2 protein-coding genes (1 of these 2 cut by a window edge) are annotated in these 20,560 nt (G+C 68.0%); both read right to left on the bottom strand.

All coding sequences use genetic code 11. The features are described 5' to 3' along the window. Window positions 1-342: a DUF3467 domain-containing protein gene (locus AC2S9W_RS17265; protein ID WP_486571335.1), complete on the bottom strand. Its 342-nt coding sequence runs from the start codon at window positions 340-342 to the stop codon at window positions 1-3. Further along, window positions 342-20,560 carry the 3' portion of a CARDB domain-containing protein gene (locus tag AC2S9W_RS17270; RefSeq protein ID WP_486571336.1) on the bottom strand. It continues 16,816 nt past the right edge of the window, so the window shows 20,219 of its 37,035 coding nt (coding positions 16,817-37,035); its start codon lies off the right edge, out of view; it ends in the stop codon at window positions 342-344. Before AC2S9W_RS17270 ends, AC2S9W_RS17265 begins: the two co-directional genes overlap by 1 nt.

Here is a 20,560-nt window from a genome sequence, read left to right on the forward strand (position 1 = left end):
TCAGCCGAGCGGGCCATAGCGCTGCTCATAATCGCGCACCAACTGGCCCAGCGCATCGCTGAGGCGCTTCGCGGCAAAGGGGCTGAGGATCACGCGATGCTGGACATCGACCTCGAGCGGTCCCGGCGCGGCGCCGGACTGGTCCCAATTCTGATTGACCCCGAAATTCAGCACCACCTCTTCGCGGGTCGAGGTGACGTTGGCCATGTTGCAATAGCTGCTCTTCAGATTGTCGGTGCGGAACTTCAGCGTCTGCTGACGCGGCGGCGGCGCGGGCGTGTTCTTGCCGGCCGCCGCGCGTCCACCCGCTTTCGCCTTCGCCGGTCGCTTGTCGTCGCTCATCATTTACGGTCCTTGTTCCTGCGGCCCTTGCCGCGGCGCGGGCGCGGATCGGAACGGCGGTCGAGCAGCAGCGCCGGAAGCGCCACCGGCATCAGGTCGAGCGCGTCGCCGTCATCCACCGCGCCGGCGAGCCACTGTGCCAGCGGCGCATCGACCTGCTCCGGCGCTTCGGATTTCGCCATCAGCACCGGCGTGGCGCCGAAGTCGATCGTCGCCGCGGCGGTCTGCCTGCCGCGCGGAGCGGCTGGCGCGGTTTCAGCCTTGGCGTCCTTCTTGCGCGCGGCATCCTTCGCGGCGGCGATCTCCTTGGCCTTCTTCGTCTTGCCCGAAGCGGTGGCATGGATGTCGCCCGCCCATTTGGCGACCGCCGCATGCGTGCCATAGGTGACGGCATCGAAATGCGGCCGCTCCGCCGACGAAGACGACAGGATCGGCAGGCCGTCGACGACTCGCTCGACCTGGCGCAGCGCGTCGAATTCGGGCGAGCGGTCGTCGAGGAAGCCGACAAGTTGCACCGCCTCGTCCATGCGCGTCGAACTCGGCGCCGCCGCGTTGATGCTGTCGACGGTGACCGTCAGCCGCTCGCTCGCACCATAGGGCGCGTCGGCCGGAACGCGCGCGTCGAAGCTGAGCAGCCAGACCGCGCCCGCCGGGATCGGCGTGTCGCTGACGATCGAGACGATCGCCACGCGCTTGCCGCCCGGCGCGGCTTCGGTGCGGAACTCGACGACCGCGTCGGCCGGAAGGTCGACCCCGCGCAATATGCCGTCGATCGTCAGCAGCGCCGGGTCGTAGGTGACGCGGAAGGACAGCGTCCTGACCCCGCCCTCGCTGGTGAAGCGCACCTGCAAGCCAGCACGGTCGGCCAGCGGCACATCGACCTGCTCGCCGGGCCCGCGCACGAAGTCGGGCAGCTCGGCGGTTCCCGCCGCGGCGCGCGCGAACAGGATCGAGGCGCGATAGTCGCCGCCCTCGGCCCCGTCGCCATCGCCATCGAGCAACCGGCCGTCGCGGCTGAGGAAGCCATCGTCGCCGATGAACAGGCTGTAGCGGTCGTATTGCAGCGGCTTGCCGTCGGTGCGCGACAGGGTGAAGCCTTGGCCATCGGCGTCGTAACGGATCGTCGCCGCAATCGCCCCGAAGCGCTCGCCGACCAGCGTCACCGTCCGCCCGGCCTGCTCGGCGCCCAGCGGCTGCGAGAAGCGGATCGTCAGGATACCGTCGGCGATCGTCGCCTGCGTCACCTGAAGCGGCGGCGCCTGCGGCTGATCGGCGATCGACAGCGCCAGCGGCACGGCGGCAAAGCTGCCATCCTCGTTGACCAGCGTCGCCCGGACGACATAGTTGCCCGCCACAGCATAGTCGTGGCTTGCCGCCGTGGCGGTGCCGACGATCCGCGTCGGCGTAGAGCCGTCGCCCCAGTCGATGATCCACTCGATCGGCGTGTCCTGACCGGGATCGACGGCGCCGAGCAGCACGGTATAGCTCTGCGCTACCTGCCCCGTCGCTTCGCCGGTCACCGACAGCGTCGGCGCGACGTCGCGGACCGCGATGGCAAAGGCGAGTTCGGCCGACGCGCCGCCCGCATCGGTCACGCGGACGACGACCGGCACCGTCGCATCGCCGTCGAGCGCCTGCCAGGTGAACCGGCCGCTGGCGTCGATACTCGCTCCCTCCGGCCCCGACACCAGCGTCCAGACGAGCGCACTCGCGTCGCCATCGGGATCGCTGGCGGCCAGCTGGACCGAAACGGCCTGCCCTTCGTCCACCACGATGCCCGCCACGGGGGAGATCACCGGCGACAGGTTGGAACTGGCAAGCAGGGCAATGGCGAAGCTCTGCTCGCTGAACGCCCCCTTGGGATCGGTCACGCGCACCGTCACCATCTGCGTGTCGGCGCCGCCCCCGGCGATCCACTCGAACCGCCCGTCCGCCGTCACCCGCGCTCCTGCGGGACCGCTGACGAGGCTATAGACCAGCGTCTCCGCCGCATCGTCGGCATCGCTCGCCGACAGCGCGACGTTCAGCAGCCGCCCGCGCTCTATGCTCTGCGCGGGGATCGGCGCCAGCACCGGTGCTTCGTTGGCCGCCGCCACCACGGTGATGGTGAAGCGTTGCTCGCTGAACGCGCCCTTCGGATCGGTTACGCGCACCACCACCTCGCGCGGCCCGGCCGCGCCGGTCGCGACCCAATGGAACACGCCATCGGCTCCCACGGTCGCACCCGCGGGACCGCTGACCAGCGACCAGACCAGCGTCTCCGCCGCGTCATCGGCGTCGCTCGCCGACAGCGGCACGGTCAGCGCCTTGCCCTGTTCGACGCTCTGCGGCGCGATCGGCGCCAGAACCGGGGTTTCGTTGCCGACCGGCGTCACCCGAAGCAGGAAGCTGCGTTCGGCCGACAGGCCAGCGGCATCGGTGACGCGAACCGTCACGGTCCGGTCGCCCAGCCCCGCCGCCGTCCAGGCGAGCAGGCCGTTCGACGACAGCGTCATCCCGGCCGGCCCTTCGACGAGCGTCCAGGTCAGCGCCGCCGCCGCATCGTCGACATCGGTCGCGGCAAGCTGCACCGACAGCGCCGTGCCTTCGACCACGCTGCGGTTCGCCACCGGCTCCAGAACCGGTGCATCGTTCACCGGGTTGACGGTGATCGAAACGGTCGCGGAGACCGGTGCGCTCAGCCCGTCGTTGATCGTGTAGGTAAAGCTGTCCGTCCCGAAGAAATCGGCATCGGGCACATAGGTCCACGGCCCGCCCGGCACCGTCGGCGGCAACAGCGTGCCGCGCGTCGGGCCGGTCAGGATGGCGACGGTCAGCGCATCGCCGTCGGCATCGCTGTCGTTGGCGAGCATATCGATCAGGACAGAACCGTCCTCATCGACTTCCACGGCGTCGTCGACCGCGACCGGCGCCTGGTTGGGCACGGTGCGGAAGGTCACATCGTCGATGACGACCCGGCTGTCCTGATCGCCCATGCCGATCAGGTCGAACGACAGCAGGGCGCCGTTGCCGCGCGCCACGCCGAGCAGCGACACGGTCACGACCGCCGACCCGCTGCCGGGCGTCCCGGTTACGCTGACCCCCTGCGCAAGATGCAGCGTCCCGTCGGCCTGCAGGTTGAGGAACGCATCGGTCAGGTCCAGCCCGTCGAGCGCGCCGAGCAGAGACCGGCCGGTGACCGGGTCGAGCAACGCGACCTCGAACGCGTCGGGCGGCAGGCTGCCGTTGGTGCCGAGCGTGGCTGAGCGGATGACGAAGCTGATCTCCGTCGCGCCGTCGGGAATGGCGAAGGCCTGACGCAGATAGGACAGATAGCGCCCGTCCTCGGCAAGCACGCCCTCGCTGCCCGTGACGCTCGCGCCGCCGAAGGCGCTCCAGCCGTCCGCGGCGGCGAAATCGCCGTTGGCGAGCGTGGTGACCACGGGTCCCGACGCCAGCGGTAATCCGCTGCCCGGCGGGACCGCGAGCACGCCCGCGCCGCCCGGTGTCGACGACAGGGTGATCGTCGGCGGCGGCGTGCCGGTGTCGCCCTGCGGCGTCGCGGGCTTCGTCGCGTCGGGCACATCGGCGGCGCTCGGCAGGCGCCGTTCGCCGAGCCGGATCATCTCGGTCATCAACCGCGTCGGCTGGCTGGTCGGCACGTCGTCGAGCCGCAACGCATGCCCCATCTCGTGCATCACGACGGTCAGCAGGTCGACCTTGCCCTCGGCTTCGCTGCCCAGCGCGGCGGCGAGCAGCTGCGCCAGCGTTCCGCCTTCATATTCCCCGTCGTCCATCGGCGTCGTATCGACGAACCAGCCGCGGCCCGCGGCATCCGCGTCGATCGTGATGACGCCGTTCTCGAACCGGGCGAGCGCGCCGTCGGGCAGTTCGCCGATCTCGACCGTGATCCGGTCGAGCGCAGCGCCCGCGCCGTCGATCAGCCCCGACGCGACCCAGCGCGCCTGCGCCGCGGTGACGATCGGCGCGAGTTGGTCCGCGGTCAGCGGTTCCACCGCCGACGTCGTCACCATGTCCCTGGGGTCGAGCAGGATCGGCGAGCCCGACTTCACGGCCGTGAAGCGCACGGCGTCGAGCAGGAAGATCTGGCTCAGCGTCTCCGACAGGTCGATGGTCCTGTCGACGCCGCTGGTCGGGACGCCATCCCATGTTTCCACCAGCATTTCGGTCCGGCGGTCCATCGTCCAGCGCGTTTCCGTGTCCTTCTCCTGCATGCTGGGGAAGCGCTCGCCGCGGCTGATCGGGTCGAGCACCCGTTCGGGATGTGCATTGCGGTCGGCCAGATATTTGCGCAGGAACTGCGTGATCGCCGCCGCGCGGTCGAGCCCGAGCTCGTCGTTATAGGCGACGTCCCCGCGCTCGTCGGCATAGCCATAGATGCGGACCTTGACGTCGGGATGCTTGACCAGCCAGTCGCCCTGCTGTTCCAGCAGCCGCATCTGGTCGGCATCGAGCTCGCTCAGCAGCCGCGATCCTTCCGCCGTCTTGGGCCACAGGATGCGATATTCGATCCCGGAAGGTTCCATGAAGGCGTGCTCGATGGTGGCGGTGTTTTCCATGTCCACCGGCTCGAGCGTGAAGGTGATGACCTTGCCCTTATAGGCCTGCGGCACTTCGACGCTGTAGCTGTTGTTCGACATGAAGCCGGGCTTGAGCTGAACGATCTCGCTGTGCGAGCCGAGGCTGGAATCCACCGGCGTGAAGGTCACCTTGATCGCGGCATTGGCCGTCATCATCCACGGCACGAAGGTGTCGAACGTCAGATAATTCGCATTGGCCGGCACATAGAGGCGATTGTGGGTGATCGCGCTGAAATTCACCACCTTGTCGATGAATTCATGCGCCGCCGTCTCGGCGCGCTGGACATCGCCGGAGGTCGGATCGATTCCAGCCAGCATCGCGCTGGTTTCGATCATCGTCGACATGAAATCCTTGAGCAGCTTCTGCCCGCCCATGATGAGCGCATAGTCGGACTGCTGCGGGAAGAAATGGTCCATATAGGCGTTGAACACCTGGGTGATCAGCGATGCCACGCCGTCCAGCCCCGCCTTGTCGGCGGTCGCCGACTTTTCATACAGCTTGGACAGCGAGAAATCCTTGGTGACGATGCCGTCCTCGGTATTGAAGCTGACCCCGGCGTCGAGCAGCCGGCCGATCAGATTGTCGATCGCCTGGATGATCTGGACCGTCGCCATCGCCTGCAGCGCGGCCTTGCCCTGGCTGAAATCGCCCGCCGCGCGTTCGAGCCAATATTCATTGTACCATTGCCGGTATCCTTCCGACGATTCCGACGTCGGGATCGGCGGTCCGCCGTGCTTTTCCTGGATGAAGGCGCTGGCCAGCTTGGTCGCGAGAATATCCGCCCATTTCTTCAGGACGTTGTTCATCACCTCCTTGAACAGGGTGGAAAGACTGGTCTGGACGGTGAAGATGCCGGTGATGTCGATATCGGGGAACGGATAGCCGAACAGCGTGCCCTCGGTGTTCAGCGTGAACCCCGACCCGCCGTGATAGGACCAGCCGGGCAGTTCATAGGACAGCGGAAAGCGTCCATAGCCAGAATCGAAGATGAAATTCTGAAGGAAGCTGGTGATCGCCTGCTTGGTTCCGCTTTCGAAATCCCCGTTGAAAATCGTCGGCACCGCCTTGTCGTTGTCGGCGCTCGCCACCTTGCCATTGTCATAGACGGGCGAGATGGTGCCGATCGCTCCCGGCCGCACCCCGGCGCCCCCGCCGACCGCGCTGAAGAACCAGCCGGTGCCGATGCCGTCCCAGATCGCGGGCGAGACGAAGCCGTCGAGCGCGCCGCTCGATCCGCCCTTTCCGCCGGATACCAGCACCGGATAGACCTGATACCAGGGTGCGGTGCCGAATTCCTGCGTCTCGATGCCCAGCGCATAGGTGCTGCGGCCCTCGTCGACGACGCGGCGGAAGATCGGATAGCCCTGGATATTGTCGACGTTGGTGTTGATGGTACCGGCGTACCAATGGAGGATGCGGCTGTCGGGTCCGCCGAGGCCGAACATCGCGAACAGCGTGTCGTCGCCCTGTATCCCCGAAATGCCTTCGAGGTTGACGTCGAGATTGGGGCGGTTGGGCGTGAAGGCGCCTCCGGCTGATCCGGGCGCGTTGTTGACCAGCGACCGGCCGTTCATCGTCGCGGTGAAGATATATTTCTTCATCGGGCCGGTGATCCTGTCGGGCAGCAGCGTGATCGTCTTGCCGCCCACGGTGATTTCCGACAGCTTGACCTCGGTCAGTCCCGTCGCCTGGTAATAATTGTCGGCGAACTTGACGTTGCTCCAGACCTGCACCGTGGGATCGGAGAAGTCGGCGAATTCGACCGGATTGAGTTTCAGCCCCAGCTTGCCCACCACCTTCATCAGCTTGGTGAAGGCCTTGCTGACGTAATTGATCGTCTTGGAAAGCGGCGGGAACATGAAGGTAGCCGCCGAAGCCGCGCTTAACAGAAGTTCGACGAGGTCCGTCAGCGGGATGTTGAGCGCGTCCTGCTTGAAGTCGTGCGGGTCCAGCGTCGTCATGTGGATGCCGTCCTCGCCCCCCGTACCCTCGAAATAGGTGCCGAGCCGCTGGATGATCTCCGAATTGACGACCGAGCCGCGGTTGTGCCCGACGAAGTGCAGCGGCGACTGGAATATCCCGCCGCCCGACGCGCGGTTGAGCTCGACCAGCGACGCGAACAGCGCATCGGCCGCGGCCTCCGCAAAGCCGGTGTCGGTGATGTCCGACTGGCTCGACCAGTCGCTGACCAGCACGATCGCCTTGCCGCGCGCTTCGGCAAGCGCGGCGGCGTTGCGCTTGCCCGTCGTGCGGTCGACCCAGTCGCCGGTCTTGCCGTCGTAGAAAAGCACCACGCCGCCGCCGCTGGCGTCGGTGATGAAGCCCGCCATGTCGGTGAAAACACCGCCGTCCTGCTCGAACGCCGACCCGAACAGCGCGGGCGAGTTCATCATGCCGAGGCCGAGCTGGAAGCCGTGGGTGAGCAGCGTGACGCCGTTGAACGGGGCGTCGGCCACCACTTCCTTGACCTGCCACGACGCGGCTTCGCGCATGCCCTTGCCGACGATTTCGACGCCCCAGTAGTAACGCTGTCCCGCGGTCATCGCCTTCGCATATTCGGGCGAGAAAGTGACCTGCCAGGTCTGGCCGTCGAGCGGATTGTTCGGGTCGTCGGGCAGCTTGACCACCGTGCCGTCGGCCTTGACCAGATAGGCCCCCGGGTCGAGTTCGCGCGTCGTCAGGATGCGGTTGGGATGGTGATCCCCGGCCATCGATGCGGCGGACGGATCGCTGTCGAACAGGTTGCGGATCGACGGCGGATCGTCGGGCCACAGGCCCGATCCGGGGAGCAGCGAACTGACGTAGAGCTTCGCCTTGGCGTTCTTCGTACCGGTCAGCGTCGAATCGAGCCGCCATTCGAAGGTCAGCGGCGGAGCACTGGCGCCATGCAGGTCCTGCTTGCCGAGCGGCGCGAGCAGTTCGAGCGCGTCGAGCTGCTGCAACGCCAGCCCGCGCCCATGCCTGGCGACGTTGATCGACAGATAGTTGGGCGGGTTGGTCGGATCGTCGAAGCTGCCCGGATTTTCCGGATCGATCGGATAGATGTCGGGATGCCCGAAATTGACGTTGTCGATCGGCGTCTGCTTCCACTTGTAGCTGCCGTCGGTGTCCTTCGCCCCCGGCGTGATGCCCCGGATCACGTCGATGTCGAGGACGACGATGTTCCCGAGGCCGCGATAGTTGGCGTAGAGTTTCTGCCCCGAACTGTCGACGCGCAGTTCCTCCAGGAACGCCAGCGGAATCGGCGTCGTCGATCCCACGATCTCCGGCGCGGCGGAGAAGGGATTCTTGATGACCATGATCTTCGACCCGGTCTGGTGCAGCGCATCGACATCGCGGGCGACGGTCTGGTCGCCGTACCACATATAGACGGGCAACCCCCAGTCGGCGACGAACATGTAGCTGAGGTCGGGCGTCACCGCGATGCCCGCGGCGTTGCGGATGTCGAGGTCGAAGATCTGGCCCTGCGTCACGCGCTTGGTCGATGAATAATAGATGCCGGCGATGCTGTTGATGACGTCGCGGACGCCGATCGGCCCCTCGTTGATCACCGGCGCCACGCCGACATGCTTGACCTGGAAATTGATCGGATTGTTGTTGGTGACGCTCAGCAGGTGGACGCCGTTGCGCGTATCGCCGCGCGACACGAACACCATCTTGTCGGCTTCCGCCGTCGCCTGGATGTCATAGACCTCGACGCCGCCGTCGATCTTGCCGATCACCTCGCGCCACTTGCGGGCGTTGGGCTGGCCGGCCTTCGGACGGTCGCGGTCGTCGACGTTGATGACCATGACCAGCCCATGGTCCTTGCCATAGTTGGTCCAGCCGCGCGGCCCGTACATCTCCGACACCGGCACGCCGACATAGAGGCGCGTGCCGTCGGCGTTGATCGCCATGCTGGTGATGTGGCCGAACTCCTCGCCGCCGCTGCGGATCGCGACGTTGATCGCGTGCGTTTCATTCTCCAGCAGTTGCAGGTAGGTCGCCGAACCGGGGTCGATGTCGATGATGTAGACCTTGCCGAGCCCGCCGACGTAGAGGTAGCGGTTGTTGGGATCGACCGCGAGCGTGGTCACCCCGCCCGGGATTTCGATCATGTCCACTTCGGGCGTGTCGAAATCGGCGTCATATTGCTGAAGCGTCAGCGTATCGATGATCGCAACGCCCTTCTGGGTCGCCACGAAGGCGCTTCCGAGGTCGGTCGTCACGACGATTTCGGTCACGGGCGCGCCCAACTCGATCCGCCCCACCAGCAGGTCGGCGCCGCCTTCGTCCTTGCGCGCAAGGTCGATGATCTGGACGCCGCTGGCATCGCCCGCGAAGGCAAAGCCGCCCTTGTTGTCGATGGTGATCGTCTTGCTCGCCACATATTGGGCGTTCGCGGGAATCCGTCCCTTGGCGTCCAGCAGCGTGCCGGCGGCGGGCCGTTCGACGCGGATTTCCGTGACGCCCAGCAGGACGCGCTGCGGCACGTCGAACTCGACGACCGCGAAATCCTGCGTCCCGCCTTCGCGCACGCGGATCTTGTCGCTGGTCAGGACGATCTCCTGGCTGCCGTTGCGCAGCACCACGCGCATGTCGGCGAAGCTGTCCCCCGCCGTCGTCGCCCCCAGCGCCGCCGTCGCGGCGGGATAGATGAAATTGCGCCCCGTCAGCACGGCGACCGGCTTGCCGTCCACGAATTGCACGGTGCCGCCCAATATCTCCGGCGTGCCGTCGCTGATCTTCTTGGGCGTCGGCACCGTGGCCGTGACCTTGGTGTAAAGGTCGGTCGGAGAGATGGTGACGTCGAGCGTCGTTTTCAGAACCTCCCCATCGGCATAGGTGCGCCATACCTCGAGTTCCGCGAGCCCGAACAGCGTCGGCGCGGCCATCAGCGCGATCGCCGTCGCGCCAAGGCCCAGCCCGACGACGGCGCCGCCAAGGCCGCCCGACGCCGCGATGCCGAGCGCCGGCACCATGATCGCGGTCAGCGCGGCGGCATAGCCGGGGTCGAGTTGGATGCGCGGCAGCGGCGACGCGACCCGCGCCACCAGAATCTGACCGCGCCGCGTCAGGCCGGGGAACGGCGGCGATTCGGCGCGCGCCATGCCGTCCTCGTCGATGCGGCCCGAATCGATGACGGTCCACACCTCGACTTCGGCGCCGTTTTCGCCGACCGGCAGCAGCATCTTCTGGAAGAACCAGACCTCGTCGCCCACCGCGCCGACACCGCCGGCGGCCGGTACCGCCAGTTGCACGGGGCCGGTCAATTCGGCGCCCGCGACATCGAATTCGAACGCGCCGACGAAATCGAAGATATCCTCGTTCGGCATCGCGACCGGCAGGTCATCGAGGGCGATGGACTCGATCGTCACCGTCGCGTCGCCGTCCAGCCCGCCGGGGCCGAAGCCGATGGTGATGCCGTCGGTATTGGCGACGATCGCGCCGTCCTTGCCGATCTGCACGACATTGCCGACGATCGGATCGGACACGCGCACCTCGATGCGGTCCTCGCCGAAGCGGTTGATGACGGTGACGGTCGTCACCCCCGGACCGACCGCGCGCATCACGCCGTCGGCATCGACCGTGACCACGGCGGTGTCGCCCGAAACATAGGTGGTCCCGGCTTCCGCGCCGTCGAGGAAATACTGCTTTTCGGGGTCCTGCGCGGTGACGATCCGGCGCGTCGCGCCGCCCGCCATCATCGTCACATTATCGGGATAGGCGTCGATATTGTAGACGGCGGTCAATATCTCGTCGCCGTCCTTCGGCGACCCGACGGTGACGACCGTCGCCGCCGCGATGCTGCCCCGCTCGACCTTGATGTAGGTCGCGCCGTCGCGCAGCGCGGTCAGCAGCCCATCGTCGCCCCAGCGCACCACCTCGGGGTTGGCGACCGTCACGTTCAGATAGGATAGCGGCAGATAGACGTCGGCCTGATCCTCGAACTGACCGATCACCATGATCGGCGCCACCCCGCCTTCTTCGGCGAAGCGGACGCGGCGCAGGTCGAAATCGATCGCGACCAGCCGCGCGTCGGACACCGCGATGTCGATCACGCCCTCGGCCGAGGTGCCGAAGCCGTCGTCGGCCGAAATCCGGATTGCGGCCGCGCCGCTGTACCCGGCATCGGGGGTGAAGACGACCGAGCGGCCGTCGGCGGTCAGCACCGCCGAGCCGCCGGTGACGCCGACGATCCGGTAATAGAGGCGGTCGCCGTCGGGATCGGTCGCGACCTTGTCCAGATCGATCCAGGCCGACAGGTCGACGTGGGTCTTCACCGCATCGATGGCGTCGGCGATTACCGGTGCCTGATTGGCGCGGAAGCCGTAGTTGGCCGCGACGAGCTGCGTGTCGGTGGCATCGACGACGCCGTCGCCGTCCACATCGGCGCCCGCCAGCGCCGCGATCACCGCCGCGCTGTCGACGCCGTCGACCCTGCCGTCGCCATTGATGTCGCCGGCGATGCGCATCTCGACGCCATAGGCACCGGCGCCGGTCACGATCAGTTCGTGCAGTCCGGCCTCGCGCAGCGCGAACAGCGTGACCCGCTGGCCGCCCGACACGCTGCTGGCGATGGCGGTCAGCCCGGCGATTTCGGGGATCGCATCGCCCGTGGTCGCGACCCGCAGGATCAACGCGCCGCTCTCCATCCCCGCGATCTCGCTCGCGCGCACGGTGAAGGCATAGCTGTCGCTGCCGCCCCCGGCGGGCAGCGTGTCGGCGAAGGGTTTGCCGGTGAAAGCCGCGGCGCTGCCCAGATCGTCGCGCACGACGCTGGTCGTGACGCTGCCGTCGGCGGCATAGTCGATGCGCCGCCCCTCGCCATCGGACGGAATCTCGATGGCGAGCCGCCCGTCGACATAGCCGTAGCGGACCCCCGCCCCGGTCGCGAGGTCGCGCACCGCGGTCAGCCGCCCGGCGTCGTCATATTCATAGACGGTGGCCGACCCGCCGGGTCCGGTCACCTGCACGACGCGGCCCGCCGCATCGCGCAGGAACTGGAGCGCCGCGCCGCCCAGCGCGGTCACGCCGCCATCGCCGACCAGAAGCATTCCCGCGGCCGACCGGATTTCCACCGTGCCATTGCCGCTGTCGATCACGTAGGTCGTGCCGTCCGGTCCCTTCAGCACATAGTCGCGGTTGCCGTGAACCGGCGACGCGGGATTGTAGGCCAGCCCGGTCTCGACATCGAAATAGGCGCCGCCGACCTTGCGAAGCTGGCGGTCGACCGACTGCAACGTCCAGCCGTTGGCACTGTCCGCCACCCAGGCGGGGCGATAGAAGGTCACCGAACCGATCGTCTCCGCCACCGGGCGGAAGGTGAAGCCCGCGCGCTCGCCGGTCGGCAGCGTCAGCATCAGCCGCGTGCCCTGCTCGAAACCGGGCAGCGCCCCGCCGACGCCGGGCAGCGTCCCGGCGTTGGTTTCCATCGCGACGTCGAGGCCCAGGAAGATCCATTCGCCGGTCAGGCTGTCATAGGCGCGGGTCAGCGCGAACGGCACGCTGCCGAGCTGCGCCGAAACATCGACATGGGTCGATTGATAGCGCCCCGCCTTGTCGGCACCGGTGCGCACCTCGACCGCCGCGCTCGCGACGCTCGTGCGTCCCGAAATGTCGCGCCCGGTCAGACGCAGCGTATAGAAGCCGTCGGCCAGCCGCCGCCCGTCGAGCGTCGCCAGCACGCCGTCGGCGGTCGCATCGCCGCGCGCGATGTCCTGCACGCTGCCGTCGGCGCCGATCAGTTGCAGCGTCCAGAAATCGAGATTGGTGTCGGCGATGCTGCCGCGCACGTCGACCGCCCCGCGCACGAGCATCGCGTCGATCCCGCCGCCGAACGCGACGACCGGCGCCGCCTTGTCGGCGGGATCGCGGACCTTCAGCCATTGCTCGACCGTCGCGGTTCCGCCATCGGCATCGACCGCCGTCGCGCGCACCCAATATTTGCCCGGATTGCCGGCCGTGATGGTCGCGCGTCCATTGGCGTCGAGCGCGACCTCCTGCCCGTCGACCCACAGCCGCAGCGACACGATGTCGGACAGGCTGTCCGCCGTCGGATGGAGCAGCACCTTCTGCCCCGGCGTCGCGGCGAAGCTGGGGGTCGTCTCGATCCGCAACGTCGGCGCCGCGGGTTCGAGCTGCGCCCGCATCAGCACGGTCCGCCGCGTCGTCGCGCGCCCGTCGCTGACGATCAGCGTGACGACATAGTCGCCCGCCTGCCCCGGTCCCGGCATCCAGACGAACTCGCCCGTCGCGGCGTCGATCATCGCGCCCTCGGGCAGGTTTTCGGCGCTGAAGGTCAGCGTGTCGTCGCTGTCGGGGTCCTGCGCCGCGATGCGGAAGCGCTTTTCCTCGCCGATCAGGAAGGCATGATAACCCTCGGTGATCGTGGGCGCGCGGTTCACATTGGCGACGCGCACCAGCACGTCGATGGTGCCGACCGCGCCCGACGGATCGGTCGCGGCAAAGCGGATCAGATGATCGCCCGCCTGGTCATAGCCGGGCATCCATTGCAGTTCGCCGCGCGCCGCGACGAACAGCGCGCCCGCGGGCAGGCCGCTGACCACCGACAGCGACAGCGGATCGCCGTCGCCATCGGCCGCGACGACGGTGAAGGTCGACGCAGCGCCCTCGCGCAGCAATTGCGTCGCCATCGGCACGAACAGCGGCGTCTGGTTCGCATTGGCGACGGTGATCGTCACCCGCTCGGTGCTGCGCGAATGGCCGTCGCCGGCCGCGAACAGGATCTGGTAGCTGCCGGCGGCGTTCAGCGCCGGTTTCCAGCGGAACAGACCGGTCACCGGATCGAGCGTCGCGCCCTCGGGCGCACCCTCCATCGTGAAGCTGATGTCGTCGCCGTCGGCGTCGATCCCGCGCAGGCTGAACAGCAGTTCCTCGCCCTCGGCGATCGCCTTGTCGCCGACCGGGGTCAGTTGCGGGCCGCTGTTGGCGGCGCGGACGACGACGCGGAATGCCCGCGTGTCGCTGGCCGCCAGCGTGACGCCGTTTCCGCTGTCGGTGACGGTCAGGCTGGCGTCATAGCTGCCGATCTCAGCCGCCGTCGGCGTCCACTCCAGCGTCACGCGGCCATAGACGGAGGTCGGCGTCACGGTCGCGCCGGGCAGGCCCGACAGCGCATAGGACAAGGCATCCTGGTCCATGTCGCGGACGTCGATCGTCGCCGTCAGCTTTTGCCCGGCCACCGCGACCAGATTGCCGATATGGCCGATCACCGGCGCTTCATTGGGGCTCGTGACCGAAATGATGAAGGTATAGGCGCCGGTCAGCGGGATCCCGGTGCCGTCGCCGTCGTCGGTCGCGGTCACCGTCACCGCATGGTCGCCGCGATGGTTCGCGCCCGGCGCGATCCGCATCACCCCGGTACCGTCGCCATTGTCGACGAAGGTGACGAAGGGCGGCAGCGGCTGGAACGGGCTTTCGTTGATCGCCGCGAGGCGCAGCGGATTGCCGTCGGCGTCGAAGGCCGAAACCGGAATCTCGACCACCGTGTCCTTGGCCACGGTGACATTCTCGATCGTCCGCACTTCGGGGCGGCGGTTCTGGTTGAACACGCGGATCGGCACCGTGATCTCGGTCGACAGCGGCGGCTCGTCGCCGTCGCCCGTGTCGGTGGCGCGGAAGCGCAGCTCGTAATCGCCGGCCTGCGCATTGTCGGGCGTCCAGCGCAGCTCCATGGTCTCGGGGTCGAAGGTCGCGCCCGGCGGCAGCGCCGACAACAGCTCGACCGTCACCGTCTTGGGCAGGCTGGTGGTCGCCACGACCTCGCCGGTCTGCATGTTGCGCAGCGCGGGCGTGTAATAGGGATTGTCGGGATCGAAGGCGAACGCCTTGAAGACCAGAAGCTGGCCTTCGAGCACCTGCCACCCGTCGAGCTGGTCGAACACCGGCGCCGCATTGGCGTTGAGCACCGTGATCTTCGTCGTGAAGCGCACCGTGGTCTCGCCGTCGCTGACGTCGAAGGTGACGTTGTAGTCGCCGGCCTGGATATAGGTCGGCGTCCATTCGAACGCGCCGGTCGTCGGGTTCAGCGTCGCGCCGAACGGCAGCGAGGGGCTGGAGAAGGTCAGCGGCCGGTCGCTGTCGGCGGTCGCGTTGATGCGGAAGCGGATGAAATCGCCTTCGCGGGCGCTGCGGTCGGCGACCGGCACCACCTGCGGCGGCTGGTTGCGGTCGGCAACGACCAGCGAGATCAGCGCCTCGTCCCGGCTGATCCCGTCGGTGACATAGAAGCGCACGTCATAGGTGCCCGCCGAGCGATAGTCGGTGAGCCAGCTGAACATGCGCGTCGCCGGGTCGAAGCTCGCGCCGGCGGGCAGGCCGTCGACCCAATAGGTGAGCGGATCGAAATCGGCGTCGGTGGCGGCAAGCTGGAATTCGAACAACTGCCCTTCCGCTCCCTCGACACGTATCGGCGCGTTGCGGAACTCGGGCGCGCTGTTGCCGCCTTCGACCGCCAGCACGAAGCGCTGAAGCGACACCGCCCCGCGCGAATCGAAGGCTTCGACCACCACGGCGACGCTCGCCGGGCTGTCGGGCCCGGGCGTCCAGCGGATCAGCCCGGTGTCGGCGTCGATGGTCATGCCGTCGGGATGGGTCAGCAGGCCGAAGACGACCGTCTGCCCCTCGGCATCGCTCGCGGCGGCCTGATAGGCGAAGGCCTGGCCGACCTTGGCGCGGTCGGGCGCCTGGCTGGTGAAGCTCGGCGCGGTGTTGGGCAGCGTACCGGCGACGATGCCCGCGGCGAATTCCAGCCGCCGATCACCCGGCGCAGTGATCGACACGGTGCGGCCGCTGGTGCTCTGCCCGGCCTCCAGCACGCCGCCCGGGGGCAGCGCGGACGCCAGATCGACCAGCCAGCGGCCGTCGTCGGTGCGTCCGGAGGCGTCGGTCGGAACGCCCGGAAAGCCGCCGAGCGGATCGATGGTCAACAGCGCCGGCAGCGTGATCGGCCCGTCGGTGCGGTTGGTGATCGTCACCTTGTAGGAGATGGTGCCCGTCAGGCGGTCCATCCGCGTGTCGCTGAACACGACATCGACCAGCATCGAAATATCGTCATACGCCTGGAACGCGCTCTGATAATTGACCGCCATGCGCTGGCCGGTCGCGGCGGCGAGCCCCGCCTTGACCGTCAGCCGGTAATTGCCGGCGAGCAACGTCCCGACCTCCAGCACCGCGGTGCGCGTCGTCGCGTCGTAGGAGACCGACCGGATCGCGTGCGTCCTGCCGCTGTCGTCGGTCAGCTCGTAATATTGGCGGTTGGTGACCGAGGCGGCATCGCCGGCCGCACCGACGAACATGTCCTGATCGAAGGTCACGGTCAGGAACGGCATCGGCAGCACCGCATTCGATCCGGCGGGCGGATTCGTGGCGACGACCGCCGGCACGGTCGCCGGGGCGACGACATCGACCTGCCCGCTCTGGCTGATCAGCAGCCGCCCGTCGCTGGTCGCATGCACGACATCGCCGCGCGATCCTCCCGTCGCCACCGCGATGCGGCGCAGCGTCGCCATGTCCACCATCGTCAGCTCGCTGCCCTCGGCGGCAAGGCCGGTGTCGGCGACCTTGCCCGCGGTGTGCGACACGAACATCAGCCCTTCCAGCCGCGTTCCGCTCCGCCCGAAAGCGATCGAATCGGCGGGCGCGTCGAAGGTCAGCATCGTCTCCGCCCGCGCGCGGTCGTTGAAGCGCACGACCTGCTTGCGGTCGGGCCAGGTCACGGCCCACAGCGTGCCGTCGCCGTCGAAGGCCAGGCTGCCGACGCGCAGATTCTCGTCGCGGCTCCACTGGGTGAAGCTGCCGTCGTCGGGGTCGAAGACCGAAATGCCGGCGTTGGTCGAGACATAGATCGCGCCGCTTTCGGGATGCACCGCGATCGCGATGGTGATACCGTCGCCATGACGTTCGATCACCGCGCCGGTGTCGGGATCGAGCCGCAGCAGCGCGCCGCCGCCCGTCGTCGCCCACAGACGCCCTTCGAGGTCGAAGGCCATGTTGAACACCGGCACATCGAGTTCGGCGAGCGGCGTGCCCGCCACCCCGCCGCGCGCGTCGAAGCGCCAGATGGTGCCGCGATTGGCGCCGCCCGAAACCAGGATGCTGCCGTCGGGCGCCTCGACGATCGCCATCGGACCGATGCCGCCGTCGCTCTGCCCGATCCCCACGGCAAAGGCGCGCGCGATGAACGGACTCAATATCGCATCGAATTCGCTGGGCGCCGACAGCGCCGCCGCGGCGGGAACCTTGGCTTCGGCCGCGGTGAACAGCGCGTTGGTCGACGGCGCGGGCGAGGGTTCGGGCGCCTGCCCGAAATTGGGCGGCGTCGTCCCCGGCACGGTCGGCAGCGCGCCCAGATTGACGCCCGACCCGTCGGCGACGGCGTTGACGCCAGGCTTCGGCACCTCGCGATTGCCCGCGACGTCGGTCGCCAGCGCCAGGAACTCATAGGTCTTTCCGGCCTCGCCCTCGAACACCAGCGACCCCGACGCGTCGGTCAGTCGCCGCTGCCAGATGCGGAAATCGCCGCCGCCCTCTGCCACATAAAGGGTGACGTGGCGCACGCCCGACCCACCATTGTCGTCGCGCACGTTCCAGTCGATGCGATAATCGTTCGTCGTACCGATGCGCGTCGCGGTCAGGCGGCTTTCGGGCGCCTTGCCGTCGACCATCTGGTTGAGGATCGTCGTGTCCTCGGGCGCAAAGCCGTCCATCAGCACGCGCGCCGACGCGGCGATGGTTTCGCCCGTCGCGACGTCGGCCGCCGGCCGCACCGCATAGGAAACGAAGCCCGCGCCCGACCCCTGCGCGTTGTTGGGCGCCAGCAGGCCGCGCGTCGTGTCCTGCAGCACCTCGCCGGTCACCGGGTCGATCGCCTGGATCAGCCAGCTCGCGCTCGCGGGCTGCTGATAGAGGTCGAGCACCGCGCTGACGCGCAGGATGAAACCGCGCGTGCGCACGAAGTCATATTCGGCCTGGAAGCTCGTCCGCCCGTCGGGCACGTCGATGGTGATGTCGCCGATGCGGATATCGCCGAAGGTGAAGCTGCGCGCGTCGAGCTGCGGGTCGAGCTGGGTGACGATGCGGATCTCGTTCGTGTAGCGCGACGATCCGGCCGAATTCTCGAAGCCGATGCTGTAGGGAAGCTCGGCCGACGCGGGCAGCCAACCCAGCGTGTCCATCGTCTGCGGCCCGGTGATCGACGCCAGCCGCCCACCCGCGCCGCCGCTGGTGAAGAAGCGCGAGAAATCGAGCTGCGCCAGCGGATCGCCGTCGACCGGCTCCGGTCCGTTGATCTGGAAATCGGCGGGCAGGCCCGCGCCGCGCTGCGCGAAATCGACCCAGGGTACATAGACGCGGAACGCCTCGAACCAGGTCGGACCGCTCAGGCCCAGATCATAGTCGGCGGGGTCGGGAAGCGCCGGAATCGGCACCTCGCCCGTGTAGCGCGGGCTCTGGCGCGGATCCATATATTCGATCGCCGCCATCTGGCCGTTCTTGTGGCCGTACAGCGCGCGCACCTGCTCGAAGAAGCCGAGGTAATCGCCGTTCGAGCGGATTTCGCTGCCCGCCGGGCCATAGAGGATACCCGACGCCAGCGTCGCCATCAGGCTGACGATATGCGCCTGCGTGCGGATCGGCGGCACCTCGCCCTCGGGGCGCAGCAATCCCGCATCCTCCAGCGCGGCAAGATACAGGTTCACCCAGTCCCGCTCGCTCGCGGCGAGCGCCAGCAGCGCGGGCGGCGCGTCGTCCGCCGCGAGTATCGCGTCGCGCAGCCGCAGGGCCTCGTTCGTCTGGAAGGCGACGAACTCCGCCCGCGTCATCGTCGTCGCGGAGGCGAGGATGTGGAAGCGGAACGGGATGAACGGAATCTCGTCCCGGCTCGGCGTCGCGGCGTTCGACTGATAGAGGCCGACGAAGTCGAGCTGGTCGAGCACCCCGCGCGCGGCGGGAAGCTGGTCGGCGATCAGGTCCTTGACCGCATCCCACCAGTTTTCAAGATTCCCCTCGCCCGCCGCGAGCAGATTGTCGAGCGACGGGAAGGATTGCGCCATCTGCGCGCGGAACGCCTCGAACGAGCGATCCGCCATCGCCTTCAGCCCCGGATAGGTCGAGACGTTGAAGGTGAAGCCCGTGAAGCCGTCGGCCGGATGATCGTAAAGGAAGCCCGAGGTGATGAGCTGGCCGCCCGTGTTGGTGATCGATTCGAGGCCCAGCCACGGCACCAGCGCGTTGACGCCCGCCAGCACGCCTTCGGGGGCGCCGCGAACATTGGTGAAGAAGTCGAGGAAGCGCAGACCATAGACATATTGGTTGCTGCCCAGCTCGGGCACGCCGACCTGGAAATAGGTGTAGGGCGCGTCGAGGTTCGACCGGTTCTCCAGCGCCACCGAATAGGTCGCCTGGTCGCCCGCCAGGATCACCCGCGGGCCGCCGACGCCGATCGTCACCTCGGGCTCGATCCCGCGCTCGATCAGGAAGCGATAGGGCTCGCTCGACTGGGCGCCGTCGGGGTTGATGACCTTGATGTCGTAAAGGCCGTGCGGCGCGTCGGTGAAATCGAAGGTCGCGATGATCGTCGACGCGTCGACGACCTTCCACGCGACGGGTTCATATTCGGCGATATTGGGACGCGACACCTTGACGATGGCGTCGGGGTGGAACTGCGCGCCCTTGATCGTCGTCGTCACATAGCGCGAATCGCCGCCGCGATCGGTCTGGATGTCGGTGATGACCAGCGGCAGCAGGTCGGCGACCAGCGTCACCTGCGATCCGTCGGCAGGGCCGCTGTAGCCGCGCACCAGCACATAATAGACGCCGGGTTCGGTGCCGGGGACGATCGCCGTCAGTTCCTGCGCCAGCGGGCCGGTATAGGTCGCGTCGAACGCGGCCGAGGTCGGCACCTCGTCGTGGCGCACGAACACCTCGTTGATGCTGCGCTCGTCGTCGGAGCCGACGCGCAGCCGCAGCGTCTTGTCGGCGGGAACCTCGATCCGGTAAAGCCGCTCCTGCCCCGGCGCCAGCGCGACGGTCAGCGGAATGCCGAGCGTCAGCGTATCGACGGCGATCGACAGCGTCTCGGCCGACGCGGTGGTGTTGTTCGCCTCGCCGACATCCTCGTGAAGCTGGTTGCGCACGTCGGCGCGGACGATGATGCGATAGTCGCCCGCCGCCGCGCCGGGCAGCGTCGTCGTCAGGCTGAGCGTATAGGTGCCGTCGGGATTGAGGACGCCGCCGTAATCGGCGCGGCCGAGCAGCTTGTCGCCGACGTCCCAGGTCGCGTCGCGCGACAGATAGACGGCGTCGGTCCAGCGCCCCGCCGCGACGACGTCGCTGACATTCTTCACCGTCCAGTTGATCGTCACCTGATCGCCCGGCCGCCGGTCGCCGGGGACGACGATATCGACGACCTGGATATCGGTCGGCGGCGGCAGTTCGATCACCATCGGGACGGCGCTGACGCGCGCATTGTCCCGCTCGTCGCTCTCGAAAACCTGTCCGGTCGCGTTGTAGCGTGCGGGGTCGGACACGACGAAGACGTAATAGGCCTCGGTCCCGAGGTCAGTCGGCACCGCAAGGTCGAGCGCGACGTCATAGCTGTCGCCGGCCGCCAGCCCGCCGGTGTGGCGGACCGATC

It is taken from the genome of Sphingopyxis sp. 550B (genome assembly GCF_057401805.1).